At 71.9% G+C, this 25,114-nt stretch carries 23 protein-coding genes; 15 read left to right on the top strand and 8 right to left on the bottom strand.

Annotated elements, in window-relative coordinates:
• Positions 1 to 13 precede the first annotated feature (13 nt).
• From BM051_RS11880 to BM051_RS11870, 3 genes are read left to right on the top strand one after another with little or no spacing between them, the layout of a single operon-like run.
• A complete protein-coding gene (locus BM051_RS11880; RefSeq protein WP_092530128.1) occupies positions 14 to 805 on the top strand; it encodes an ABC transporter ATP-binding protein in 792 nt (263 codons plus the stop codon).
• Positions 793 to 1,722: an ABC transporter ATP-binding protein gene (locus BM051_RS11875; protein WP_092530127.1), complete on the top strand. Its 930-nt coding sequence runs from the start codon at positions 793 to 795 to the stop codon at positions 1,720 to 1,722. Before BM051_RS11880 ends, BM051_RS11875 begins: the two co-directional genes overlap by 13 nt.
• Entirely contained in the window at positions 1,719 to 3,533 is a 1,815-nt protein-coding gene (locus BM051_RS11870; RefSeq protein WP_092530126.1) for an AMP-dependent synthetase/ligase, read from the top strand. Before BM051_RS11875 ends, BM051_RS11870 begins: the two co-directional genes overlap by 4 nt.
• 854 nt (positions 3,534 to 4,387) lie before the next feature.
• Here BM051_RS11870 and BM051_RS11865 read toward each other — a convergent pair.
• Positions 4,388 to 4,897 carry a hypothetical protein gene (locus tag BM051_RS11865; RefSeq protein ID WP_134046069.1) on the bottom strand — a complete coding sequence of 170 codons (510 nt, stop codon included), beginning with the start codon at positions 4,895 to 4,897 and terminating at the stop codon, positions 4,388 to 4,390.
• Positions 4,898 to 4,995: 98 nt separating this feature from the next.
• On the opposite strand from BM051_RS11865, the gene BM051_RS11860 reads away from it, so the two are divergent.
• The 3 genes from BM051_RS11860 to BM051_RS11850 are packed head-to-tail and all read left to right on the top strand — an operon-like array spanning position 4,996 to position 8,296.
• Positions 4,996 to 5,892 (top strand): branched-chain amino acid ABC transporter permease, encoded by an 897-nt coding sequence (locus BM051_RS11860; RefSeq protein WP_092530124.1) that lies wholly within the window; start codon positions 4,996 to 4,998, stop codon positions 5,890 to 5,892.
• Positions 5,892 to 6,989, top strand: coding sequence for a branched-chain amino acid ABC transporter permease (locus BM051_RS11855; protein WP_092530123.1), 1,098 nt, complete (start codon positions 5,892 to 5,894; stop codon positions 6,987 to 6,989). The genes BM051_RS11860 and BM051_RS11855 overlap by 1 nt, the downstream gene beginning before the upstream one ends.
• A gap of 26 nt (positions 6,990 to 7,015) precedes the next feature.
• The gene (locus tag BM051_RS11850; protein ID WP_243859439.1) at positions 7,016 to 8,296 is read left to right on the top strand and encodes an ABC transporter substrate-binding protein; all 1,281 of its coding nucleotides are present in this window, start codon (positions 7,016 to 7,018) and stop codon (positions 8,294 to 8,296) included.
• A 79-nt stretch (positions 8,297 to 8,375) separates the two neighbouring features.
• On the opposite strand, the gene BM051_RS11845 is transcribed toward BM051_RS11850, so the two are convergent.
• Complete coding sequence (locus BM051_RS11845; RefSeq protein WP_092530122.1) at positions 8,376 to 9,791, bottom strand: M20/M25/M40 family metallo-hydrolase; 1,416 nt, start codon at positions 9,789 to 9,791, stop codon at positions 8,376 to 8,378.
• Between the two features lie 366 nt (positions 9,792 to 10,157).
• Here BM051_RS11845 and BM051_RS11840 point away from each other — a divergent pair, with 366 nt between their 5' ends.
• From BM051_RS11840 to BM051_RS11830, 3 genes are read left to right on the top strand one after another with little or no spacing between them, the layout of a single operon-like run.
• Positions 10,158 to 11,390: a thiamine pyrophosphate-dependent dehydrogenase E1 component subunit alpha gene (locus tag BM051_RS11840; protein ID WP_092530121.1), complete on the top strand. Its 1,233-nt coding sequence runs from the start codon at positions 10,158 to 10,160 to the stop codon at positions 11,388 to 11,390.
• A complete protein-coding gene (locus BM051_RS11835) occupies positions 11,390 to 12,424 on the top strand; it encodes an alpha-ketoacid dehydrogenase subunit beta (protein WP_092530120.1) in 1,035 nt (344 codons plus the stop codon). Before BM051_RS11840 ends, BM051_RS11835 begins: the two co-directional genes overlap by 1 nt.
• 9 nt (positions 12,425 to 12,433) lie before the next feature.
• Positions 12,434 to 13,837, top strand: coding sequence for a dihydrolipoamide acetyltransferase family protein (locus tag BM051_RS11830; RefSeq protein WP_092530119.1), 1,404 nt, complete (start codon positions 12,434 to 12,436; stop codon positions 13,835 to 13,837).
• A gap of 197 nt (positions 13,838 to 14,034) precedes the next feature.
• Here the strand turns inward: BM051_RS11830 and BM051_RS11825 are convergent, their stop codons facing one another.
• Entirely contained in the window at positions 14,035 to 15,522 is a 1,488-nt protein-coding gene (locus BM051_RS11825; protein WP_092530118.1) for a hypothetical protein, read from the bottom strand.
• A 69-nt stretch (positions 15,523 to 15,591) separates the two neighbouring features.
• On the opposite strand from BM051_RS11825, the gene BM051_RS11820 reads away from it, so the two are divergent.
• Both BM051_RS11820 and BM051_RS11815 read left to right on the top strand, forming a co-directional pair.
• On the top strand, positions 15,592 to 16,257 hold the full coding sequence (locus BM051_RS11820; RefSeq protein ID WP_092530117.1) for a TetR/AcrR family transcriptional regulator: 666 nt from the start codon (positions 15,592 to 15,594) through the stop codon (positions 16,255 to 16,257).
• A 7-nt stretch (positions 16,258 to 16,264) separates the two neighbouring features.
• Entirely contained in the window at positions 16,265 to 16,747 is a 483-nt protein-coding gene (locus BM051_RS11815) for an FxsA family protein (RefSeq protein WP_092530389.1), read from the top strand.
• Positions 16,748 to 16,767: 20 nt separating this feature from the next.
• Here the strand turns inward: BM051_RS11815 and BM051_RS11810 are convergent, their stop codons facing one another.
• Positions 16,768 to 17,364 carry an SCP2 sterol-binding domain-containing protein gene (locus tag BM051_RS11810; protein WP_243859485.1) on the bottom strand — a complete coding sequence of 199 codons (597 nt, stop codon included), beginning with the start codon at positions 17,362 to 17,364 and terminating at the stop codon, positions 16,768 to 16,770.
• A gap of 41 nt (positions 17,365 to 17,405) precedes the next feature.
• Entirely contained in the window at positions 17,406 to 17,843 is a 438-nt protein-coding gene (locus BM051_RS11805; RefSeq protein WP_092530116.1) for an SCP2 sterol-binding domain-containing protein, read from the bottom strand.
• A 120-nt stretch (positions 17,844 to 17,963) separates the two neighbouring features.
• Here BM051_RS11805 and BM051_RS11800 point away from each other — a divergent pair, with 120 nt between their 5' ends.
• Positions 17,964 to 18,620 carry a TetR/AcrR family transcriptional regulator gene (locus BM051_RS11800; RefSeq protein WP_092530115.1) on the top strand — a complete coding sequence of 219 codons (657 nt, stop codon included), beginning with the start codon at positions 17,964 to 17,966 and terminating at the stop codon, positions 18,618 to 18,620.
• Positions 18,621 to 18,623: 3 nt separating this feature from the next.
• On the opposite strand, the gene BM051_RS11795 is transcribed toward BM051_RS11800, so the two are convergent.
• The gene (locus BM051_RS11795; RefSeq protein WP_092530114.1) at positions 18,624 to 19,502 is read right to left on the bottom strand and encodes a MaoC family dehydratase; all 879 of its coding nucleotides are present in this window, start codon (positions 19,500 to 19,502) and stop codon (positions 18,624 to 18,626) included.
• A gap of 5 nt (positions 19,503 to 19,507) precedes the next feature.
• Entirely contained in the window at positions 19,508 to 20,848 is a 1,341-nt protein-coding gene (locus tag BM051_RS11790) for a 3-oxoacyl-ACP reductase (protein ID WP_092530113.1), read from the bottom strand.
• Between the two features lie 131 nt (positions 20,849 to 20,979).
• On the opposite strand from BM051_RS11790, the gene BM051_RS11785 reads away from it, so the two are divergent.
• The 3 genes from BM051_RS11785 (at position 20,980) to BM051_RS11775 (ending at position 24,294) form a co-directional block, all read left to right on the top strand.
• On the top strand, positions 20,980 to 22,347 hold the full coding sequence (locus BM051_RS11785; protein WP_092530112.1) for an acetyl-CoA C-acetyltransferase: 1,368 nt from the start codon (positions 20,980 to 20,982) through the stop codon (positions 22,345 to 22,347).
• Positions 22,348 to 22,504: 157 nt separating this feature from the next.
• The gene (locus BM051_RS11780; protein WP_092530111.1) at positions 22,505 to 23,482 is read left to right on the top strand and encodes an ATP-binding cassette domain-containing protein; all 978 of its coding nucleotides are present in this window, start codon (positions 22,505 to 22,507) and stop codon (positions 23,480 to 23,482) included.
• Positions 23,479 to 24,294 (top strand): ABC transporter permease, encoded by an 816-nt coding sequence (locus tag BM051_RS11775; RefSeq protein WP_092530110.1) that lies wholly within the window; start codon positions 23,479 to 23,481, stop codon positions 24,292 to 24,294. The genes BM051_RS11780 and BM051_RS11775 overlap by 4 nt, the downstream gene beginning before the upstream one ends.
• Positions 24,295 to 24,432: 138 nt before the next feature.
• Here BM051_RS11775 and BM051_RS11770 read toward each other — a convergent pair whose 3' ends face one another.
• Positions 24,433 to 25,017, bottom strand: a complete 585-nt coding sequence (locus tag BM051_RS11770) for a DoxX family membrane protein (RefSeq protein WP_092530109.1) — start codon at positions 25,015 to 25,017, stop codon at positions 24,433 to 24,435.
• Positions 25,018 to 25,114 lie beyond the last annotated feature (97 nt).

The following is a 25,114-nucleotide window of genomic DNA, read 5'->3' as shown; positions in this document are numbered from 1 at the left end:
GCGGGCGACGCCGATGCTGTCCGTGAGCAACCTCGAGGTGGTCTACGAGGACGTCGTGCTCGTGCTGCGCGGCGTGAGCCTGGACGTGCCCACCGGCTCGATCGTGGCGCTGCTCGGTGCCAACGGCGCGGGCAAGACCACGCTGCTCCGCGCGGTCACCGGCCTGCTGATGCCGCACCGCGGCCGGATCACCAAGGGCACCGTGCGGGTCGACGGCACCGACATCACCGGCGCCGACCCCGCCGACGTCGTCCGCCTCGGCATCGCGCAGGTGATGGAGGGCCGGCGGATCTTCGCCGAGATCACCGTCGACGAGAACCTGCGGGCCGGTGCGTACACCCGGCGGTCCCGGGCCGAGGTGCGCGAGTCCTACGCCAGGGTGCTGGACCTGTTCCCGGTGCTGGCGCGCCGCCGGCGCTCCGTCGCCGGATACCTCTCCGGTGGCGAGCAGCAGATGCTCGCGATCGGCAGGGCGTTGATGGCGGCACCCCGGCTGCTGCTGCTCGACGAGCCCTCGCTGGGACTGGCCCCCAAGCTCGTCGAGCAGGTGCGCGACATCGTCGTGCAGATCAACCGCCAGGGCACGAGCGTGCTGCTGGTCGAGCAGAACGCCGTGATGGCGCTGTCCATCGCCGGCTCCGGATACGTGCTGGAGACCGGCAAGGTCGTCAAGGACGGCCCGAGCGCGGAGCTGCTCGCCGACGAGGACATTCGCGAGTTCTACCTGGGCGCGACCGCCGAGGAGGGCCGCCGGTCGCTGGCCGAGGTCAAGAGCTACCGGAGGAAGAAGCGATGGAGCGCCTGACCGAGGTGCCCAGCCGCGCCTCACCCGACTCGGCAACCGCCACGCCGCTGCTCGACGTGCGGGACCTGACCCTGCGCTTCGGCGGCGTCACCGCGCTCGACGGGGTGAGCTTCTCCGTCTGTGGGAGTGAGCTGTTCGCGGTGATCGGGCCGAACGGCGCCGGCAAGACGTCGATCTTCAACTGCCTCAACGGTGTCTACCGCCCGCAGTCCGGCAGCATCGAGCTCGGCGGGGAGTCGCTGGTGGGCCGCCCGCCCGCGGCGATCGCGGCGCTGGGCGTGGCCCGCACCTTCCAGAACCTCGGGCTGTTCGGGCACCTGTCGCTGGTCGACAACCTGATGCTGGGCCGACACCACCTGATGCGCACCGGGTTCCTGTCCGGGATGGTGTGGTGGGGCCGCGCCCGGCGGGAGGAGATCGAGCATCGGGCGGCGGTCGAGGAGATCATCGAGCTGCTCGAGCTGGAGCCGTACCGGGCGATGCCGGCCGGGATGCTGCCCTACGGCGTGGCCAAGCGGGCCGAGCTGGGTCGGGCGCTGGCGATGCGCCCCCGGTTGCTGCTGCTCGACGAGCCGGTGGCCGGGATGAACCTCGAGGAGACCGAGGACATGGCCCGCTACCTGCTCGAGGTCCGCCGCGACCTGGGCGTGGCGATGATCCTGGTGGAGCACGACATGCGGCTGGTGATGGACCTGGCCGACCGCGTGCTGGCGCTCGACTTCGGCGTCGCCATCGCCACCGGCCCACCCGAGCGCATCCAGCGGGACCCCAAGGTGATCGAGGCATACCTGGGAGGCTTCGTGAGCGACAGTGCCCTTTCCCACGCCCTTCCCCACACCCTTTCCCACGCCTTTCCCCACGATCACGAAGGCCGACGGGGTGCGGGTGACCCGCGGGACACCGGGGGCGCGTCATGACGGCCGTCGCCGCGCCACCCACGGTGGACACACTCCCGGCCCGGCTGCTCGAGCTGGCCGAGCGGCGTGGCGGGGATGTCGCGCTGCGGCGGAAGCACCGCGGTCGCTGGCGCGAGTGGACCTGGGCGGAGTACGCGGGGCGGGTGGCCAGGGTGGCCGCCGGGCTGCGCGCGCTCGGCGTCGGGGCGGGCGACCGGGTGGCGATCCACAGTGAGAACCGGCCGGAGTGGGTGATCGCCGACCTGGCGATCCAGGGGCTCGGCGCGCAGTGCGTCGGCGTGTACCCAACCTCCCCGGAGATGGAGGTGGAGTACCTGCTCGGGCACTCCCGCAGCAGGGTGCTCATCGCCGAGGACGAGGAGCAGCTCGACAAGGCGCTCGCCGTGCGGGAGCGACTGCCCGAGCTGACCCACCTCGTGGTGGTCGACCCGCGCGGGGTGCGGCTGGACGGCGTGCCGGGGCTGCTCACCTTCGCCGACCTGGAGCGGCTCGGTGACGTCGAAGGGGCCGAGCGCGAGTACGCGGCGTCGGTGGCGCGGCTGGACCCGGAGGAGACCGCGATCCTGGTCTACACATCCGGCACGACCGGGCCCCCGAAGGGCGCGATGATCTCGCACGCCAACCTGGTGGCCTCGGCGCGGGTGTTCGTCGAGGCGCTAGGCGGCGAGCCGGACGACGAGGTGCTCAGCTACCTGCCGCTGTGCCACATCGCCGAGCGGCTGATCTCGGTGGTGGATGCCGTGTGGGCCGGGTCGGTGGTCAACTTCGGCGAGGGCGGGCCGTCGTTCCAGCAGGACCTGCGCGACGTGCAGCCGACGGTGTTCCTCGGCGTGCCGCGGGTGTGGGAGAAGATGCTGGCGGCGGTGCAGATCCGGATGGCCGACGCGTCCCGGCTCAAGCGGGCGGTGTACCGGGCGTGCCTGCGGCAGGGGCGGCGGATCGCGCCGCGGCGGATGACCGGCCGCGCGACGCCGACCGACCGGCTCGTGCTCGCGGTGTGCGAGGCGCTGGTGTTCCGGCCGCTGCGGGAGAAGCTCGGCATGGTGCGGGTACGGGTCGCGGTCAGTGGGGCGGCGCCGATCGCACCGCAGGTGCTGGAGTACCTGTGGGCCATCGGGGTGCCGGTGCGGGAGGGGTACGGGCAGACCGAGAACACGGCGATCTGCACGCTCACCCCGGCCGGTGACGTGCGGCTGGGCGCGGTCGGGGTGCCGCTGCCCGGGGTGGAGCTGCGGATCGCGCCGGACGGGGAGATCCTCACCCGGTCGACCGGGGTGTTCCAGGGCTACCTGAACGACTCGGAGGCCACCGCGGCGACGGTCGACGCGGACGGGTGGCTGCACACCGGCGACGTCGGCGAGCTCGACGCCGACGGCTTCCTGCGGATCACCGACCGGAAGAAGGACATCATCATCACCGCGGGCGGCAAGAACGTCTCGCCGTCGGAGATCGAGAACCGACTCAAGGTGTCGCCGTACATCCGGGAGGCGGTGGTGGTCGGCGACCGGCGGAAGTACCTGACCGCGTTGGTCGGCATCGAGCAGGACACCGTGGGCGACTGGGCCACTCGGCGCGGCCTCGCGTACACGACGTACGCGGACCTGGCGGGCAAGCCGGAGGTGCGCAGCCTGGTGCAGAGCGTGGTCACCGAGGTGAACCGGGAGCTGGCCGCGGTGGAGCACGTCAAGCGCTTCACGTTGCTGGACAAGGAGCTGGACCACGAGGACGGCGAGCTGACCGCCACCCAGAAGGTCAAGCGAAGGGCGATCGCCGAACGCTTCGCCGACGAGATCGAGGCGATGTACCGATGAGCCCGGCACCGATGAGCCCGGCCTCGACGGCTGGTGCGCCCAACCGGACGACCGAGCCACCGCCCGGGCCGCCGCGGGTCGCGCTCCGGGTGCCCAGGGCACGGGTCGTGGGGGCGCGGAAGGCGGTGTGGCTGACTGGGGCGCGGGTCGTGGTGGCGCGGGTCGCGTTGCGGGTGGTCGGGGTCGTCGTGGCGCGGAAGGCGGTGCGCGTGACGGCAGCGCCCCGTCGGCCGGCCGGGAAGACGATCCGAACGGAGGAGCTGCCGACCCGGCGCGGGCGGAAGGTTGAACAGCCGACTGGTGCGGGTGTTGACGCGCGGGTTGGTGAGGAGGGTGGGCCGCCGGTCGGTGCGGGTGTTGACCCGTTGACCGGTGAGGTTGCGCTGCTGGCGGGTACGGGTGTTGACGCGCGGGTTGGTGAGGAGGTCGAGCCGCCCGTCGGTGCGGGTGTTGACCTGTTGGCTGGTGAGATTGGGCTGCTGGCACATACGGGTGTTGAGGTGCTGGCGGGTGAGGAGGGTGGGCCGTCGGCCGGTGCGGATATCGAGGCGCTGGCCGAGCAGGAGGTCGCGCCCACCGACACCCCGGCCCTCCGAATTGTCCACATCGGTCTCGGTTGTCCACAGATTTCGCGAGTGCCCCCTTGCGCACCCCCATCCCCGGTAGACTGGAGCTGGGACGGCCCCCTTGGGATGGGCGGGCGCACCCCACCGCGCGCGCGAGGAAATCGCGAACCGAATGGGGCTTTCGCGGCGGCAGCGCCCCACTCACACCCAGCGTACGAGACTCGCGGGGCCAACCCGGTTCGTGTGGCCCGCTCGATTCCGGCGGCTCTCGTCGTTTCCGATGGCGGCTCATGTCGCGGAACTCACCAGGTACGTGGCGTTCACCAGGTTCGCGGGATTCACCGAGTAGGTGAACCGCACGAGGTTCGTGGCGCCCATCGAGTTCGCGGAGTTCACGGGGTTCGTGGCCACCGGGATGGCGGAGGTAACAGGGTTCGGGGAGCGCTCCGGGGTGGCGGGGCTCGCGCGGTCCATCAGGTTTGTGGAGCTTGTGGTGTTCGCGGCGCCCGTCGGGATGGCGGAGATCACGGGGTTCGAGGAGCGCTCCGGGGTGGCGGGGCTCGCGCGGTCCATCAAACTTGTGGAGCTTGCGGGGTTCGCGGCGCCGGTTCGGTTCGCGGAGCTCGCGTGGTTCGCCGAGTCCGCCAGGCGTGCGGAGCTCAGTGGGCTGGTGCCGCGCTCCGGGTGCGCGGGGTTCGTGGAGCGCGCCGGCATTACGGAAGCCAGCAGGTTCGCGGTACTCACCACGCTCACGGAAGCCACCGGGTTCGCCAGGCTCGCGAAGGTCATCACGTTCACGGAGGCCGCCAGGGTCGCCGGAGCGAGTGGCTCCGCCGTGCGCGGCACCAGGGCGCCCGAGCCGGCGGCGCCGGGCTCTCCCCCTGGGTGGTGGCGACGTGATCACGTTTCTGCAGAACTGCTTCGCGGGGCTGGCGCTCGGCTCCACCTACGCCCTGGTCGCGCTCGGGTTCGTGGTGATCTACAAGTCCACCGGCGTGATCAACTTTGCCCAGGGCGGGCTGCTCGCGCTCGGCGCCTACCTCGGCTACACCTTCGCCGACACCCTGGCGCTCGCCTTCGGCCTCGCCGTCGTGCTGGGGTGCGCGGCCGCCGCGCTGGTCGGTGCCGGCTTCGAGCGCATCGTGCTGCGCCGGATGGTCGGCCAGCCCCCGTTCGCGGTCATCATGATCACCATCGGGCTGCTGTTCGTCCTCGAGCCGCTGATCACCGCGGTGTGGGGCTTCGAGCACCGCCAGGTGCCCAACCCGTGGAACATCCGGACCGTCGAGGCCGGCGGGCTGGTCTTCGGCGTCCGGGACCTGTGGACCATCGGCCTCACCGCCGCGGCCGTCGTTGCGTTCTTCCTCTTCTTCCGGTTCAGCTCCCTCGGCCTGGCCATGCGGGTCACCGCCTTCGACCCGGAGGCCGCGCTCGCGCAGGGCATCAGCGCCCGCCGCGTCTACGCGATCTCCTGGGCCATCGCCGCCGCGCTGGCCGCGCTCGCCGGCATCACCATGGCCGCCGGCCCCGGCGGGCTCTCCCCCTCGATCGGGTTCATCGCGCTCGCCGCGTTCCCGGCGATGATCCTCGGCGGTCTCGACTCCCCCGCCGGCGCCGTCCTCGGTGGACTGATCATCGGCCTCGCCGAGGCGCTCACCCGCGGCTACCAGGACGAGCTGTTCTCCTGGGCCGGCGACAACGTCTCGGTGATCGTGCCGTACCTGCTGATGATCGTGATCCTGCTGATCCGACCGTACGGCCTGCTGGGCACCAAGGAAGTGAGGCGGATCTGATGGCACGACCGCACCGCAACCTGGTCCGCTCCTACGCCACCGAGCTACGCCTGTTCGGCGGCCCGTGGGCCAGGGCCGGCCTGGTCGCGATGGTCGCCGGCTTCCTGGTCCTGCCCGCGGTGGTGCGGGACGACTTCTGGCTGTCGGTGCTCGTCTACGTCGGCATCACCGCGGTCGGCGCGATCGGGCTGAACCTGCTCACCGGCTACTGTGGACAGATCTCGCTCGGCCACGCGTTCTTCATCGGCGCCGGCGCCTACGTCACCGCCAGGGTCGGTGGCGACCTCGACCTCCCGCTGCCGCTGTGGCTGCTCGCCGCGGCGCTCACCGGCGCCGTGCTCGGCGGCCTGATCGGCCCGTTCGCGCTGCGGCTGCGCGGCCACTACCTGGCGATCGTCACCCTCGGCCTGATCTTCGTCGGCGAGCACCTGTGGCGGAACCTCACCGGCCTCACCGGGGGCAACTCCGGCACCTCGGTCACCGCGCCGGCGACCCTCGGCCCGGTCGACTTCTCCGCGCTGACCATCGCCGGCGAGAGCTACTCGCGCAACCAGGGCTGGTTCTGGCTGGTCTGGGGGCTGGTCGGGCTGGTCGCGCTGCTGGCGAAGAACCTGGTGCGCACCCGCCCCGGCCGCGCCCTGCAGGCCGTCCGCGACCGCGACCAGGCCGCCGAGGTGATCGGCGTGCGGGCCGGCCGCTACAAGATCGGCGCGTTCGTGCTCTCCAGCGCCATCGCGTCCACGGCCGGTGCGCTGTTCGGGGCCTACCAGCAGTTCGTCAGCCCTGACGAGTGGAACCTGCTGCTGTCCATCCAGTACATCGCGATCGTGATCGTCGGCGGTCTGGGCACCGTGTTCGGCTCCGTCCTCGGCGCGATCTTCGTCGGCGCGCTGCCCGCGCTGATCGACCGGTACAGCGCGGCCATCCCCGGCGTGCGAACCAGCGTCGGCGGCGACGGCCTCATCAGCGTCTTCGCCCTCAACCAGGCGATCTTCGGCCTGCTCATCGTCCTGTTCCTGGTGCTGGAACCACGCGGGCTGGCCGGCATCTGGCTGCGGGTCAAGAACTACTTCAAGGCCTGGCCCTTCTCCTACTAGTCCTACGAGCGGCAAGGAGCGTCACCATGCAGGTGCAACGATCTCGACTCGCGGCGGTGCTCGCCGCGGCGGCGCTGGTCGCCGCCGGCTGCGGTGGCGCCGGCGACAACGGCGGGTCCGACGGTGGCGAGGCCGGCGCGCCCGCGGCCACCCCCGGCTTCGACGGCACCACCATCAAGCTCGGCGTGCTCAGCCCGCTGTCCGGTCCGATCGCCGTGATCGGCCAACCGCTGACCTCCGGCAACAAGGTGTGGTTCGACCACGTCAACGCCCAGGGCGGCATCGCCGGCAAGTACAAGGTGGAGCTGCTGCAGGAGGACACCCAGTACAAGTCCGACGTCACCGTACAGCAGTACAACAAGATCAAGGGCGACGTCGTGGCGTTCACCCAGGTGCTCGGCACCGCGCCGACCCTCGCCGTGCTACCGCAGCTGCGCGCCGACAACGTCCTCGCCGCGCCGGCCTCGCTCGACGCCCTGTGGGTGCGGGAGGACCACCTGCTGCCGGTCGGCGCTCCGTACCAGATCCAGGCGATCAACGCGATGGACCACTACCTCGGCGAGGGCGGCGGCGGCACGCGGTCGCGGATCTGCACGATGGTGCAGGACGACGTGTACGGCGAGGCCGGCCAGCAGGGCATCGACTTCGCCGCGGAGAGGTACGGCTTCACCGTCACCAACACCCAGCGGTTCAAGGTCAACACGGAGAACTACGCCGGGCAGATCGGCGCGCTCGCCGGCGCCGGCTGCGAGATGGTGTTCCTCACCGCCACGCCCACCGACGCGGGCAAGATCTGGGGCACCGCGGCACAGGCCCGGTTCACGCCGAAGTGGTACGCGCAGTCGCCGAGCTGGGTCGGCGCGCTGGCGCAGTCGCCGGTGGCGCCCTACCTGGAGCAGAACGTGATCATCGCCAGCGAGGGCACCGAGTGGGGCGACGAGTCGGTGCCGGGCATGAGGGACATGGTCGACCGGGTGGCGGAGTTCGCGCCGCAGCAGCAGCCGGACTTCTACTTCGCGTTCGGCTACAACCAGGGCCGGGCGATGACCGCGGTGCTGGAGAAGGCCGTCGAGCTCGGCGACCTCTCCCGGCAGGGCATCCTCGAGGCGTCGAAGCAGCTCGGCGTGGTCAGCTTCGACGGGCTCACCGGCGACTACACCTACGGTCCCGCCGAGCAGCGCAACCCACCGCGCTCGACCACCCTGTTCCGGGTCGACCCGGCCAAGCCGTTCGGCCTGGCCACGCTGAAGTACGGCGTCACCTCGTCGGCCGCGCAGGAGTTCCAGTTCCGCAAGGCCGACAACTGACGACCCGGCCGGCGCCGGGAGCCGTCAACACGCCGACGCGAGCCGCGAACACGGTGACGGGAGCGGCGAACACGGCGGGTCAGCCGGGTGCGGTGGCGTGCGCGTGCAGCAGGTGCGCCACCGCCTCGGTGACCCGCGCGGTCTGCTCCAGGTGCAACCACTCGTCGGGCACGTGGGCGTTGTTCCCCGGTCCGCGCGGGCCGGTGACCACGAACTGCGCGTCCGGGTAGGCCCGCGCGAACAACCCGAGGAACGGGATTGAGCCACCCAGCCCGATGGCCTGCCACGGGCGGCCGAACACGTCCGCGCCCACGGTGTCCAGCGCGGAGCGCAACCACGGCGCCATCGGCGGCGCGTTCCACCCGTCGGCGGCCTCCGGCCGGGCGATCCGCACGTCGGCGTCGAACGGCACGTCCGTGGTCAGCGCCCGCTCGACGGCCCGCAGCGCGGCGCCGGCGTCGACCGTCGGCGGCAGCCGGAAGCTGAGCTTCAGCGTGGTGGCCGGGCGCAGCACGTTGCCGGCGTCGGCCACCGGTGGCAGCCCGTCGGCGCCGGTCACCGACAGCGTCGGCCGCCAGGTGTTGTTCAGGATCAGCTGCACGGGGTCGTCGTCGACCAGCCGCACGCCGTCCACCAATGGCAGCGGCGCCGGCCGGTACCCGCGGGCCACCGCCGCGCGCACCTCGGCCAGCCGCTCCGCCGGCACCTCGGTGGCCAGCTCGGGCAGCAGGATCCGCCCGGTGCGCGGGTCCTCGATCCGGTCGAGCAGCTCCCGCAACACCCGGAACGAGCTGGCCACCAGGCCGCTGGCGTGCCCCGAGTGCACGCCGGTCTCCAGCACCCGCACGGTGACGTCGAGGAACGCGATGCCGCGCAGCGAGGTGGCCAGCCACAGCGCGTCGTAGTCGCCGCCGGCGGTGTTCAGGCACACCACCAGCCCCACCGGGCCGATCCGCTCGGCCAGGTGGTCGAGGTACGCGGCGAGGTCCGGGCTGCCGGACTCCTCGCCCGTCTCGAGCAGCACGACCGTCCGGGCGTGCCGGCCGCCGGCCGCGTGCAGGGCGGCCAGCGCGGTCGCCGCCGCGTACCCGGCGTAGCCGTCGTCGCCGGCGCCTCGGCCGTAGAGCCGGCCGTCGCGGACCACCGGTGTCCACGGTCCCAGGCCCGGTGACCACTCACCGGCCGCGGGCTGCTTGTCCAGGTGCCCGTAGACCACCACGGTCTCCGCACCCGTGGTCCCGGCCGCCGGCACGTCCAGCAGGAGCAGCGGGGTGCGGCCGGGGAGCTCGACGACCTCGGTGGTCGCGCCCGGCAGCGGCCGCTCGTCCAGCCACGTCCGCACGTGCGTCACGGCGTCGTGCAGGTGCCGGGTGGTCGCCCAGCGCACGTCGAACGCCGGGGACAGCGCGGGGATCGCCACGAAATGGGAGAGGCTGCGCAGCGCGTCGCCGGCCCACAGGTGCCGGACCGTCTCGCGCACGGCTCGCTGGTCCATGCCCCGATCTTGACACGCATTCGCTGTGTCTCACGTCACACTAGCGCGAGATCGCGCGCCCGCCCGGGCCGCTCCGGCGCTCGGGGTCGGCCACGAACGGGCTGGTCGCGTGGTGCGCGCGAGGGGCCTACCTTCGGCATCCCCACCATCGGGCTCCCTAGCGTTTCCGCAGCTCAGCAACCCTGCGCGGACAACAAATCGGCTTCGAGGACTCACGACACCCGGGGATTTCATGCCAGGATGTGCGCGTGAACCGTCACCGCCGACGGTGACCCCAGCGCTCGGACCCGGTGCGCGGGTGGCCGCCGGCGAGTCGTGGTGGCCGCCACAAGCGGCCGCGCGGCATCGACCCGAGGAGACAAGCGCATGTCGTCCCCCGAACAGTGGACGCGCCCGGAGCCTGGCGCCGGACCAGCCGCCACCGCGGCGGAACCGACTCCGGAACAGGTGAAAGCGGGTTTGCGAGCAACGACCGAAGGTGGTCCCGAACTCACCCAGCTGCTCACCCCCGAGGGCGAGCGAGTGCCCTCGGAGCAGTTCGACCCGTACGTGGCCGACGTCGACATCGACGTCCTGTGCGGCCTCTACCGCGACATGGTGCTGGTGCGCCGCGGTGATCGGGAGGCCAACCACATGCAGCGGCAGGGCCAGCTCGGCATCTGGGTCCCGCTGCTCGGCCAGGAGGCCGCCCAGATCGGCTCCGGCAGGGCGCTGAAGCCCGGGGACATGGCCTTCCCCAGCTACCGCGAGCACGGCGTCGCCTTCACCCGCGGCGTCGACTTCAAGGAGCTGCTCGGCATCTTCCGGTGCACCGACCAGAGCGGCTGGGACTTCCAGCGCCACGGCTTCCACCCGTACACGATCGTCATCGGCAACCAGGTCCTCAACGCCACCGGCTACGCCATGGGGCAGAAGTTCGAGGGCAAGGTAGGAAACACCGACGGTGACGGCCGGCCTTCGAGCACCGACGAGGCCACGATCGTCTACTTCGGCGACGGCGCCACCAGCCAGGGCGACGTGCACGAGGGCTTCGTGTGGGCGGCGGTGTACGACGCGCCGGTGGTGTTCTTCTGCCAGAACAACCAGTGGGCGATCTCCGAGCCGACCGAGCGCCAGTCGCGCCTGCCGCTGTACCAGCGGGCCCGCGGCTACGGCTTCCCCGGCATCCGGGTGGACGGCAACGACGTCCTCGGCTGCCTCGCGGTCACCCGGTGGGCGCTGGAGGAGTGCCGGCACGGCAACGGCCCGGTGCTGATCGAGGCGTTCACCTACCGGATGGACGCGCACACCACCACCGACGACCCCACCCGCTACCGGCTCTCCGACGAGCTGGAGGAGTGGAAGCTCAAGGACCCGATCGAGCGGGTGCGGGCGCACCTGACCCGGCGGCACGGCATCGAGCAGGACTTCTTCGACCAGGTGCAGGCCGACGCCGACGCGTTCGCCGCCGAGCTGCGGGACTTCTGCTTCAACATGCCCGATCCACCGCCCGAGCGGATCTTCTCCAACGTCTACGCCGAGCCCTCGCCGGTGCTCGACGCGCAGCGCGAGGAGTACCTGGCCTACCTCGGCGGTTTCGTAGAGGCGGGTGAGCGATGATGGCGGCACCGACGAAGGCGGTCGCGGACAGCGCGACCTCGAGCGTGCAGACCCTGACCATCGGCAAGGCCCTCAACCTCGGCCTGCGGGCGGCGATGGAGGCCGACGACAAGGTCATCGTGATGGGCGAGGACGTCGGCAAGCTCGGCGGCGTCTTCCGGATCACCGACGGCCTGCAGAAGGACTTCGGCGAGCAGCGCGTGCTGGACACCCCGCTGGCCGAGTCCGGCATCATCGGCACCGCCGTGGGTTTGGCCGTGCGCGGGTTCCGCCCGGTGTGCGAGATCCAGTTCGAGGGGTTCATCTTCCCCGGGTTCGACCAGATCTCCAGCCAGCTCGCCAAGCTGCACTACCGGACGCAGGGCGGCGTGAAGGTGCCGGTCGTCGTGCGGGTGCCGTTCGGCGGCGGGATCGGCGCGGTGGAGCACCACTCCGAGTCGCCGGAGTCGCTGTTCGCGCACATCGGCGGGCTCAAGGTGGTGTCCTGCTCGAACCCCGCCGACGCGTACTGGATGATCCAGCAGGCCATCCGGTGCGACGACCCGGTGCTGTTCTTCGAGCCGAAGCGGCTCTACCACTCGGGCGCGGTGAAGGCGCCGGTGGACACCGCCGCCGCGCCCGACCCGCTGTTCGCGTCCAGGGTGGTACGGCAGGCGCGGGGCGCGCGGGCCACGGTGGTGGCGTACGGCCCCTCGATGAAGGTGTGCCTCGACGCCGCGACCGCGGCGGCCGAGGAGGGCATCGAGCTCGACGTGATCGACCTGCGCACGCTCTCCCCACTGGACCTGGATCCGGTGTTCGAGTCGGTGCGGCGCACCGGCCGGCTGATCGCGGTGAGCGAGGCCCCCGCGGAGTCCTCGATCACCTCGGAGATCGCCGCGCGGGTGCAGCAGGAGTGCTTCTACTCGCTGGAGGCGCCGGTGCTGCGGGTGACCGGGTTCGACACCCCGTACCCGCCGAGCAAGCTCGAGGAGCACTACCTGCCGGACCTCGACCGGATCCTGCACGCCGTCGACCGCGCGCTGGACTGGTGAGGGGGACCGATGCCTGACTACAAGCAGTTTCCCCTCGCCGACACCGCGGAGGGGCTGACCGAGGCCGAGATCCTCAACTGGCACGTGCAGCCGGGCGACGAGGTGCAGGTCAACCAGATCGTGGTCGAGGTCGAGACCGCGAAGGCGGCCGTCGAGCTGCCGATCCCGTGGTCCGGGGTGGTCACCGAGCTGCACGCGGAGCCGGGACAGACGGTCGAGGTCGGCGCGCCGCTGCTGACCCTCGACATCGACCCGCGGGGGAAGGCGCCGGCCGCCGGCGGGGCGAACGGCTCGGCGCCGGCCGCTCCGTCCACTTCGGAAACGGCAGAGGCGCCAGCCGAGGAGGAGATGAAGCCGCTGGTCGGCTACGGCTCCAAGAAGGCGGCGGCGAAGCGCCGGCCGCGCAAGCCGGCCGCCGCCACCGCCTCGGACGGGCCGTCGGGGGCGGTCAACGCGCCGCCCAAGGCGCCGGAACCGCCGGCGCCGGCGGCTCCGGCGCCCGCGACGAACGGGACGGCCCCGGCGGGCGGGTACGTGCCGCTGGCCAAGCCGCCGGTGCGCAAGCTCGCCAAGGAGCTCGGGGTCGACCTGCGGGACCTGGCCCAGCGGGTGGACGGCGTGATCACCCGGGAGGACGTCCAGCGGGCGGCCGAGGGCGCGGCCCCCGAGCCGGCCGCCGCGGAGCCGGTCGCCGAGCCGGTCCTCGACCCGGCCGCCCGGGAGCGCCGGGTGCCGGTCAAGGGCGTGCGGAAGGCGACCGCGACGGCGATGGTGCAGAGCGCGTTCAGCGCACCGCACGTCACCGAGTTCCTCACCGTCGACGTCACGCCGATGATGGAGATGCGGGAGCGGCTCAAGCGGAGCCCGGCCTTCGCCGGGGTGCGGCTCACCCCGCTGGCGTTCGCGGCCAAGGCGGTGTGCCTGGCGGTGAAGCGGACGCCGGACGTCAACGCCGAGTGGGACGAGGACACGGGCGAGATCGTCTACAAGGACTACGTGCACCTCGGCATCGCCGCGGCCACACCGCGTGGGCTGATCGTGCCGAAGATCCGCGACGCGGACTCGATGTCGCTGGTCGAGCTGGCCCGCGCGCTGGACGAGCTCACCACCACCGCGCGTGAGGGGAAGACTCCGCCGGGCGACATGGTCAACGGCACGATCACGATCACCAACGTCGGCGTGTTCGGGGTGGACACCGGGACGCCGATCATCAACCCGGGTGAGACGGCGATCCTGGCGTTCGGCGCGATCCGGGACACCCCGTGGGTGGTGGACGGCGAGATCACGGTGCGCAAGGTGCTGCAGCTGGCGCTGAGCTTCGACCACCGGGTCGTTGACGGCCAGCAGGGCTCGCAGTTCCTCGCCGACGTCGGCGCGCTGCTCGCCGACCCGTCGGTGGCGTTCACCTTCTGACCGGTCGCGGTTGCCGGGTCAGGGCGAACGATGCCTTGACCCGGCACCCCCGGCCGGGTGTCACGGCTTCGGATCGGGGTGGAGGGAGCGCGGGTGAGTTGATGCCGTGCTCGCCACGCGAGGCGGAGCTGTGCCTGGCCGCGCCGCGGGGCTGATCCCTGCGGTGGCCGGCCGAGGATCGGCAGGCCGTCCCGTGCTCACTCGCTGTCGGCGATGCGGACCATGCCCGCGATCGTCGCGAGGTAGGCCGCGTTGTCCGGCCCCAGGTAGATCGCCGCGTAGTGGTTGTTCCACTGGACGCCCGTGCCGGTGAGCCGCTGGTAGACGGTGCGGCCGGTGCGCAGGTCGATCGCCGTGAAGTACCAGGCCGCGATGCCCACGCGGTTCGCCGGCTTGGTGTAGACGTAGAGCAGCCCGGAGGCCAGCGAGGCCTTCGGCACCGACGTCGGCGCCACCTCCTCGCTGCGCCACGCCGACGAGCAACCGTCGCCATGGATGTCCACCTTCTCGATGCCCGGCGCGGTGGTGTTGCCGAGCAACGTCGAGGCCGGGCCGGTGTAGCCGTAGTTGTTCTCCACGATCACCGAGCGGCCCACCGCCACCATGCTGTTCTCGGTGGCGCTGGACCCTGGGGGCAGCACGGGTGTACGGCAGCTGGCCGGCCGTCCACCGTCGGCGCGGCCGCGGGGGTAGACGAGCACGTTCATCCGTGGCTCGGCGTTGTCGGTGATCGCCACCAGATCCGCGCCGATGAGGGTTGGCGTGGTGCCCGACCCCTGCGAGAGCTGCCCCGGCTTGACCCGGCTGCCCCGGTCGTACGGCCGCCGCCAGCTGACCACCGGCGCGCCGTCCGCTCCCGCGTCGAAGCGGTACAGCGCGTGGTCGGACACGACGAACACCCCGCCGGTCTCGTCGACGGCGAACGAGTTGGCGATGCGCTCGCCGGGCAGCCGGTGCACCCGCGCGATTCCGGTGTCCGGGGCGATGGTGCCGACGCCACCGCCGCCGGTGACGAACCAGATCCGGCCCGACCAGTCGGGGTTCAACGCGATCAGGCAGTCGTCGGCGGGGAGGTGCTCGGCCAGGTCGTGGCGGCGCTGCTCGGCGAACCCCGGTGCCGACGTCTGCGCGATGACCCTGACCTGCCCGTTCGTGGTGGCCACCACCGCACGGTCGGCATCGTCCAGGTAGAAGTAGGCGCCACCGCAGACATCGGTCAGCGGGGACTGCCCTGGCCGCGGCCGGGGCGGCGGCAGGTCGTAGGTCGCGAGCACGCGCAACGTCCGCCGCTCGATGAGCTTGAGCTGCCGGTCGAGCAGGCCCCCGCACAGCGCGACGATCCGGCCGGCCGCGTCGAACGTCTGAGTCGCGCACTCCTGGATGCCGTAGGTGGCCGAGGTGACCCGAGGGTCGCGACCCAGCGGGCCCGGTGTTTCGTAGGCATCGGTGGCATAGGCGTCGTTGTGCATGTTGCTGCTGCCGTTGGGCGCCATGAACGGGTGCCGCGGCACGGGAAAGCCGGGGTAGGGCCGTGCCGTGGCCGGCGCGCCCACGAACGCGGGCACGAGCGGGTCGCCCGGCCCCGGCGGAATCGGCACGACGAGCGACGCGGACGCGGCCGGGGCGCCGCCCAGCACCATGGCGCCCACGACCGCCAGCACCAGGAGCGACCTCGTCGACGCCATCGTCGACTCCTCTCCGCCGCGGTGTAGACAGTTGGTCACACAGGTAACCAACTGTCTACACTGCTGTCAATGAGCAGTTTCCAGGACACCCGCCCTCGGGGGCGGGACGAGGTCATGTCCGCGGTGGAGCGGGCGACCGTGGAGTTGCTGGCCGAGCGGGGCCCGGCGGCGGTCTCCATCCGCGACATCGCCCAACGAGCCGAGATCAACCACGCCCTGGTGCACCGGCACTTCGGCACCAAGGACGAGCTGTTGCGGACGGTGCTGCGCAGGCGGTCGCGAGCGATCGGCGAGGCCGCGGCGACACTGCCGGAGCTCGGGGTGCCCGCGGCCCTGCGGCTGCTCGACCAGTACCCGTACTACTGGCGGGCGCTGGCCAGAACCGTGCTCGACACGCCGGATCTCTTCGGCCGCCCCGACGCGCCCGGCGAGTCCGGCGAGCCCGCCGAGCCCCACGGACCCGGCCACCCCGGTGAGCTCGGCGAACCCACCGGCTTCCCGGCCGCGGCGATGTTCCTCGACCTGCTCGCGGGCGGCGAGCCGGCCGAAGGGCACCGCGAGGCGGCGGCGGTCACCGGGGCGCTGGTGCTGGGCTGGCTGCTGTTCGGCGACCACCTGGCCCGGGCCGTCGGCCTGCCGGACGCCGAGGGGTTGCGGTCGCGCGTCTCCGCCGCGGCCGAGCAGCTGATCGGCCGGCGGCCGCCCGTGGAACGATCCGGCCCGCCGCGGCGTTGACATGGACATGGCTGTCGTGTCGCTGCTCTACGTCGTCGCCGAGGTGGCCGCCGTGTGGGCCGTCGGCTCGGCCGTCGGCGTGCTGGCGACCATCGGCCTGCTGCTCGCCGGCGCGTTCGTCGGCTCGTGGCTGGCCCGCCGCGAGGGCGGCAAGGCGGCCCGCGCGTTCCTCGCCGCCGCCGGCGCGGGGCGGCCCGCGCACGCCGAGCTCACCGACGGCATGCTGGTCGCCTTCGGTGGTGTGCTGATCCTGCTGCCCGGCTTCGTCAGCGACGTCGCCGGCCTGCTCCTCCTGCTGCCGCCCACCCGGGCCGTGATCCGCCGGGCCTGGCTGCGCCGGCTGGCCCGCCGCGCGCCGCTGACCCAGCCGGGCGCGCACCCCGGCACTCATCCCGGCACTCACCCCGGCGTCATCGTGGTGGACAGCGAGGTCGTCAACACCGACCGCGAGCCGCGGCCGGCGTCCCGGCCGGTCATCGACCCGCACTGAGCCCGGGCGGTCCCGGCGCTTCAGCCGGGTAGGTCGAAGTAGCCGATCAGCCGTACCACCGGCGCGTACTCGCCCTTGACCTTCACCTTCCCGGTCACGAACATCGCCGCGACCGGCACGCAGCCGGTGGCCATCCGGATGAAGTCGTCCGCCGCGACGGTGACGGTCGTGTCCGGCGTGCAGCCCAGCTCCGCGCCGGACACGCACGTGCCTTCCTCGATCACCGTTTGGAACCGCTCGTACTCGTCCCCGTCCCCGACCGGGAACCGCCACGCCACCACCAGGTCGACGTGCCGCGCCCGCTCGGGCACGAACAGCTCCGTCATCCGGCGGAACACCTCGTCGAGGAACACCGCGCGCAGCTCCGGATGCTCGGCCAGCGCCCGGATGTGCTCCTTCGGCGCCCGCCGCACGATGTCGACCAGCACCTCCGTGGACAGCGCGCCGATCTCCACCCCCGCCCCCGCCGTGCCCAGCATGCGCAGCGTCTCCAGGAGCTGGACGAACTGCGCCGGGGTCAGCGCCGCCACGTCGATCCGCCGGGCGAACGCGTTGACCGGGTGCTCCTCCTCTGGCGCGGGCCGAACGGGCTCGGGTTGGGCCGGCGGCCGTACCACCCGCAGTCGGCGCCGCGCGCCCCTTCCCGCCGCGGGCACGCTCAGCCCTTCTCGGGAAGGTCGAAGAAGCCGAGCAGCCCGGCGGCGAACGCCAGGTCCCCGCGCACCCTGATCCGCCCGGTCACGAACAGGACGACCGGGGTGGCCCCGCCGGTGAGCAGCGCGCCGAGGTCGCCGGGGTCGAGCGTGACGGTGACCCGGCGCCGCGGCTCGCGGAGGTCCCTGCCGACCGTGCACCGGCCGTCGCGGATGACCATCTCGTACCGGTCGAAGCCGCCGTCCCCGGTGCCGCCGGGAAATCGCCAGCACACCGCCGCGTCCACGGCCGCCGCCCGGCCGGGCCGCAGCCGCGCCGCCATCCGGTCGAACAACGCGTCCAGCAGCCGGGTCCGGGACTCCGCCGGGGTATCCGGCTCCCTGGCGAGGACATCGAGTCGAGCGACGAGATCGGTCGTGCCGGTGCCGGCCTGCTCGGTCATGGGCGACCCTCTCTCCCTACTCGCGCGTAAGGTTACGTGCGAGTAGAAGGCCCGGCAAGCGTGCCGAAATCCCACCCCTCGGCAACGAACCTGTAGCGTTCAAGAGAACAGGAGGTATGCGTGTCGGAGGAAGTGCAGCGCGCGCCCGAACGGGCCAAGCGCCTACCGCGAGCGGTGCGCGAACGGCAGATTCTGGACGCGGCGGTCCAGGTGTTCTCGCGCTACGGCTACCACTCGGCGTCGATGGACGAGATCTCCGAGGTCGCCGGGGTGTCCAAGCCGATGATCTACACGTATCTGGGGTCCAAGGAAGACCTGTTCGCGCACTGCATCCGCCGCGAGGCCACCCGCCTGCTGGAGGCGGTGCAGGCCGGCGTGCAGCCGGACGTGCCGCCGGACATGCAGCTCTGGCACGGCCTGCGCTCGTTCTACCGGTTCGTCGCCGACTACCGCGAGTCGTGGACGGTGCTGCACCGGCAGGCGCTCGTCGTCGGCGGCTCGTTCGCCGAGGAGATCACCGCGATGCGCGGCAGGGCCATCGAGCTGGTCGCCGCGCTGGTCGTCTCCGCCGGCAGTCGAAAGGGATTGGCCTCGCAGGTGGAGAAGTCGGGCGAGGGCTTGGCCGCGGCGCTCGTCGGCGCCGCCGAGTCGCTGGCCGACTGGTGGTTGGACCACAGCGAGGTCACCGACGGCGTGCTCGCGTCCTGGCTGATGAACCTGGTGTGGCTGGGCTTCAACGACCTCGTCGAGGGCGAGGTCTGGAAGCCGCGGCAGTAGCCGCTACCCGGCGGTGATCGTCGCGTCGAGGTGCGGCTTGGGTCGCCGCGCGTCCCACAGCTCCGCGGCCCACCCCTCCTCGGTGCGCCACGACGTGAACGCCACCTTCGCCGGCAGGAACACCGGCAGCTTGAACCGCACGTCGATGGTGAACGCCTCCGGCAGCCGGCCCTCGAACGCGGCCAGGCAGCGTGCCTTGGTCCACATGCCGTGCGCGATCGCCGAGCGGAAGCCGAACAGCCGCGCGGTCAGCGGGTGCAGGTGGATCGGGTTGCGGTCACCGGAGACCTCGGCGTAGCGGCGGCCGATGTCGCCGGGCACCCGCCAGATCGCGCTCGGCGCCGGCGGGGCGAGTTGCTCCCTGGCCCCCTTCGACCGGTCCCCGCCCGAGCCCCCGCCCCGCCGCAGGTACGTGCTCACGTCCGTCCAAATCGGATCGTGGTGCTCGGCGGAGGCGTTCGGCACGAGCTCACTGACGACGTCGAACTGGGTGCCCTTCTCGTGCGGGCGCAGGTTCTCCGCACGAACCCGCAGGGTGAACGGCTCGTCGAGGCGCACCGGCCGGGTCTGGGTGATCCGGTTGGCGACGTGCACCATGCCCAGCACCGGGAAGGGGAAGTCCTTCTCCGTCATCAGCGCCATCTGCAGCGGGAACGCCAGGATGTGCTGGTAGGTCGCGGGCAGCTCGTCGGTCAGCCGGAAGCCGCACACCTGGTTGTAGGCGGCGAGCTGCGCCGGGTCCACCACGACGTCGCCGCGCACGTACTCGGTGGCGGGCAGCGCGCCGCCGGCTTCGCGACCACCCGTCCGCAACCCACCGAGCAGCGCCTTGGGATACAGCGCCGACAGCCGCGGCGCCGAGTGCAGTTCCTTGACGGCCATGACCCTCACGCTCCGATCAGCGCCTGGCCGCACACCCGCACGACGTTGCCGTTGACCGCGGCCGACGCCGGGTTGGCGTACCAGGCGATGGTCTCGGCCACGTCCACCGGGAGGCCACCCTGGGTCAGGCTGGACATCCGCCGGCCGGCCTCCCGGATGAACAGCGGCACGGCGGCGGTCATCTTCGTCTCGATGAAGCCCGGTGCCACCGCGTTGATGGTGCCGCCGCGCTCCGCGAGCGTCGGCGCGCCGTCGTTCACCATGCCGATCACGCCCGCCTTGCTGGTGGCGTAGTTGGTCTGGCCCACGTTGCCGGCGATGCCGGCGATCGAGGACACCCCGACGATCCGGCCGTTGTCGCGCAGCACCTTGTCCGCCAGCAGCTTGTCGTTCACCGCGAGCTGCGCGACCAGGTTCACGGTGAGCACGGCCGACCAGGCACTCTCGGTGAGGTTGGCGAGCGTCTTGTCCCGGGTGATGCCGGCGTTGTGCACCACCACGTCCACCCCGCCGTGGCGCTCGGTGAGGTAGCCGGCGAGGCGGTCCGGCGCGTCCGGGGCGGTGATGTCGAGCTGCAGCGCTGAGCCGCCGACGTCGTTGGTTACCTTGGCCAGGTCGGCGCCCTGCGCCGGAATGTCCAGCGCGACGACGTGCGCGCCGTCCCTGGCCAGCACCCTGGCGATGGCCGCGCCGATGCCCCGGGACGCGCCGGTGACCAGCGCGATCCTGCCGGCCAGCGGCCGGTCCCAGCTCTCCGGCGCGGAGGAGGTCTTGCCGTGCGTGCCGATCCGGATCACCTGGCCGTCGACGAACGCGGACTTGGCGGAGAGCAGGAAGCGCATGGTGGACTCGGTGGCCTCCTCGGCGCCCCTGGCCACGTAGACCAGCTGGGACGTGGCACCGCGCTTGAGCTCCTTGCCGACCGAGCGGGTGAAGCCCTCCAGCGCGCGCTGCGCGATCCGTTCCCGGCCCTCAACGTGCTCCGGCGGCGTGCCGAGCACCACCACCCGGCCGGACGCGCCCACCTTCCTGATCACCGGGGAGAAGAAACGGTGCAGCTCGCGCAGGTCCGCGGGGTCGGTGATGCCGCTGGCGTCGAACACGAGCGCGCCGTACCGCTGGTCGTCGACCGGCGCGGTGAGCACCTCGATCCCCGCGGCGTCGAGCTGGGTGCGCAGCGGCTTCTCCAGCCGCCCGTTCGGCGCGGCGCCCAGGAGTGCGGGACCATCGAGGGGAGGCTGACCCGGTTGGTAGCGGCGCAGCGTGGGCGGGTTGGGTAGGCCCAGTTTGGGTACCACGAACCTGCCGATCGGTGTCTTGGTGAACTTCTGGTACCTGTCCGCCATGGCAGAGCCTCCAGGGTCATCGCGCCTCGCCGCGTGGGCGTCACCGTTCAGCCTAACCTACTCGCGGGTAGGTTACACTGTCACCGCGGGTGACATCATGGACGAGTAGCCATTGGGCGCTGGAGGAAAACATGAGCGCAGCTGAGAAGCCGGCGAGCGGTCGGGCTCGCTCGGGCAAGAGCACGGCCAAGAGCACCAGCGCGGCCAAGAGCACTGGCAGGGCGCGCTCCGGCGTCCGGAAGGTCGCCATCGTCGGCGCCAACCGGATCCCGTTCGCCCGCTCGAACGGCCCCTACGCCAACGCGTCCAATCAGGACATGCTCACCGCCGCGCTGGACGGCCTGGTGAGCCGGTTCTCGCTGCAGGGTGAGCGGATTGGCGAGGTGGCCGCCGGCGCGGTGCTCAAGCACGCCAGGGACTTCAACCTCGCCAGGGAGTGCGTGCTGGGCAGCCGGCTGGCGCCGGAGACGCCGGCGTCCGACGTGCAGATGGCGTGTGGCACCGGGTTGCAGGCGATCGTCAACGTGGCCAACAAGATCGCCCTCGGGCAGCTCGACTCGGCGATCGCCGGCGGGGTGGACACCACCAGCGACGCGCCGCTCGCGGTGAACGACGAGCTGCGCCGGCTGCTGGTGCGGCTCAACGCCGCGAAGTCGTTCGGCGAGCGGCTCAAGCTGCTCGCCAAGGTCCGGCCGGGGCACATCGTGCCGGACATCCCGCGCAACGCCGAGCCGCGTACCGGGCTGTCGATGGGCGAGCACGCCTCGATCACCGCGCGCGAGTGGGGCATCGGCCGCGAGGAGCAGGACGAGTTCGCCGCCACCAGTCACCAGCGGCTGGCCGCGGCCTACGAGCGCGGCTTCTTCGACGACCTGCTCACCCCGTACCTCGGGTTGACCAGGGACCAAAACCTGCGGCCGGACACCTCGGCGGAGAAGCTGGCAAAGCTCAAGCCGGCGTTCGGCGGGCCGGAGGGCACGATGACCGCCGGCAACTCCACACCGTTGACCGACGGCGCCTCGACCGTGCTGCTGGTTACCGAGGAGTGGGCCAAGGAGCGGCGGCTGCCGGTGCTGGCGTACCTGACGTTCGCGCAGACCGCCGCGGTCGACTACGTGCACGGCGACGAGGGCCTGCTGATGGCGCCCGCCTACGCGGTGCCGCGGATGCTCGGTCGGGCCGGGCTGTCCCTGCAGGACTTCGACTTCTACGAGATCCACGAGGCGTTCGCCTCCCAGGTCCTGGCCACGCTCAAGGCGTGGGAGGACGCGGACTTCGCCAAGGAGCGGCTCGGCCTGGACGCCCCGCTCGGCTCGATCGACAGGGCGAAGCTCAACGTCAACGGCTCGTCGATCGCCGCGGGGCACCCGTTCGCCGCGACCGGAGGGCGGATCGTGGCGACGTTGGCCAAGCTGCTGAACGAGAAGGGCTCCGGCCGCGGGCTGATCTCCGTGTGCGCCGCCGGCGGCCAGGGCGTCACGGCCATCCTCGAGCGGTAGCGCCGCCGGTCTGCCATGCCATGAAGGCCACCTTCGTTGCGTCGAGCGCGGTGAAGGTGGCCTTCATGGCGTCGGGGGTTCGCTTGTCGGTAAATCTTGCGACTTTGTCGGTGACTACTCCTAGCATCGGAGCCAGTAGTCCGAACAGGGGAGCAAGATGTCCGAATCCGACAGAACCGTCGCTGTGCGTACACAAGGCTTGGTCAAGACGTACGGTTCCACCCGCGCGCTCGACGGGATCGACCTGACCATCCATGCCGGCAAGGTGCTCGGCCTGCTCGGCCCCAACGGCGCCGGGAAGACCACCACCGTGCGCATCCTCACCACGCTGCTGAAGCCGGACTCCGGCCAGGCGTGGGTGGCCGGGCACGACGTGCTGGCCGAGCCCGACGCGGTCCGCCGCTCGATCGGCCTTTCCGGGCAGTACGCCGCGGTGGACGAGAACCTCACCGGGTTCGAGAACCTCTACATGGTCGGCCGGCTGTACGGCAAGCGGCGCGCGGCCGCCAGGCAGCGGGCCCGCGAGCTGCTCGCCCGGTTCCGCCTCGAGGAGGCCGCGGACCGGCCGGCGAAGGGCTATTCCGGCGGCATGCGCCGGCGGCTCGACCTCGCCGGCGCGCTGGTGGCCGAGCCGACGGTGGTGGTGCTCGACGAGCCGACCACCGGGCTGGACCCGCGCGGCCGGATCGAGACCTGGGAGGTCATCAAGGAGCTGGTCGCCGACGGCACCACCGTCCTGCTCACCACGCAGTACCTGGAGGAGGCCGACCAGCTCGCCGACGACATCGTGGTGATCGACAAGGGTCGGGTCATCGCGCAGGGCACCGCCGACCAGCTCAAGGGCCAGATCGGCGGGGAGCGGCTGGAGTTGGTCGTGGTGTCGGCCGAGGACCTGGCCGACACCGCGTGGGTGCTCGCCGAGGTGGGCTCCGGCGAGCCGAACGTCGACGAGCACACCCGGCGGGTGGACGTGCTGGTGGACACCGGACCGAAGGCGCTGGTCGAGGCGCTGCGCCGGCTCGACGCGCGGAGCGTCGCGGTGCAGGACGTGGCACTGCACCGGCCCACGCTCGACGACGTGTTCCTGGCGCTCACCGGGCACGGCGCCGAGGAGAAGCCGGAGGTGGCGGCGTGAACGGGGTGCTGCGGACCTTCTCCGACAGCGGAGTGGTCACCTGGCGCAACCTGATGAACGTGCGTCGCAACCCGGAGTGGCTGCTCGGCGCGACGCTGTTCCCGATCATGTTCGTGCTGATGTTCGCCTACGTGTTCGGCGGCGCCATCGGCGGACCCGGCGGCGACAGCGCGCAGTACCGGGAGTTCCTGATCGCCGGCATCTTCGCGCAGACCGTCGCGTTCAACTCCTCGTACACGGTGGTCGGCTTCGCCAGTGACCTGCAGCGGGGCATCATCGACCGGTTCCGGTCGCTGCCGATGTCGCGGTTCGCGGTGATCGTCGGGCGGACCACCGCCGACCAGGTGCTGAGCCTCATCGTGCTGGTCGTGATGACCGTGTGCGGGTTGCTGATCGGCTGGCGGATCCGGGGCAGTGTGTTCGACGCGGTGCTGGGTTATCTGGTGATCCTGATGTTCGCGTTCGCGTTGTCCTGGGTCGGCGCCTACATCGGGCTGGTGGCGCGCAGCGTGGAGGTGGCCAACAGCGCGGGACTGATGTGGATGTTCCCGCTGACGTTCATCTCCTCGGCGTTCGTGCCGCAGGAGAGCCTGCCCGGGGTGCTCAACACCATCGCCGACTGGAACCCGTTCACCGCGGCGGTGAACGCGACGCGGGACCTGTTCGGCAACAACGCACCGGCGGGCTTCCCCGAGCCGACCGGCTGGCCGGCGGAGAACGCCGCGCTGTACGCGGTCCTCAGCTGCGTGGTGATCATCGCGATCTTCGCGCCGCTGGCCGCCGCCCGCTACCGCAAGGTCGCCAGCAAGTAACCGGCCGCCCGGACCGCGAGTTCGACGTTCAGGACGGCGAGTTCGACGCGTTCGGGACGGCGAGTTGGACGTGCGGCACCCCGGCGATCCGTGGCCCGTGGAGCACGGACCGTGGATCGCCGGGGCGCCCCGCCGGCGTCAGTGCGGCAGCGCCGACTCCAGCGTCTTGGACGCCCGGCCGGCCAGCATGCCCGCCTTCGTCCCGGCCCGCACGCGGGTGTCGTGCACGGTCTCCAGCGCGGCCTCACGGGTGTCGTGCACGCGCTTGCCCGCCTTCCGCGCGGCCCGGCGGGCCCGCCAGCCGAGCGAAGGTCGACCTCCCGTGTCGCCGGCGGCCAGCAGCAGCCCGCCGGCCAGCCCGGCGTTCTTCAGGAAGTGGATCAGCTGCTCCTGCTTGCGCGCCTCGTCCTTCTCCTCCCAGAACGCGTGCGAGGCCGCGGTGGTCGGCACCAGGCTGCCGAGCAGCAGCAGCGCGGACAGCCGGGGGAGTTTGCCGAACGCCAGCGCGGTACCGGCGCCGATCTTCACCGCCGCGTCGAGCTTCACCAGGGAGACCGGGTCGGTGGGCACCGAGGCCGGCAGTGCGTCGGCCTTGGCGCGCACCGTTCGGTCGAGGAACGGCTTGGCGGCCTGCGCGTGCCCCTCGGCGTTGCGCAGCGCGTTGATCCCGCCAGAGATGAAGATGGCCGCGAGCAGTGGACGTGCCACTCGACGCAGAATCACGGTCGTCGCCCTCCTCCTTGGTCGAACACTCGTGGCGAACTACCCATTCGCGGCGCACTTCACGCATCGAGCGCTTTCTACGTCTGTCTAGTTTTGA

Origin of the sequence: Amycolatopsis arida (assembly GCF_900115565.1) — a bacterium.
In the GTDB taxonomy this organism is placed as follows: Bacteria; Actinomycetota; Actinomycetes; order Mycobacteriales; family Pseudonocardiaceae; genus Yuhushiella; species Yuhushiella arida.
Note: the sequence above shows the minus strand (reverse complement) of the source record. Positions and strands in the feature narration are given on the sequence as shown.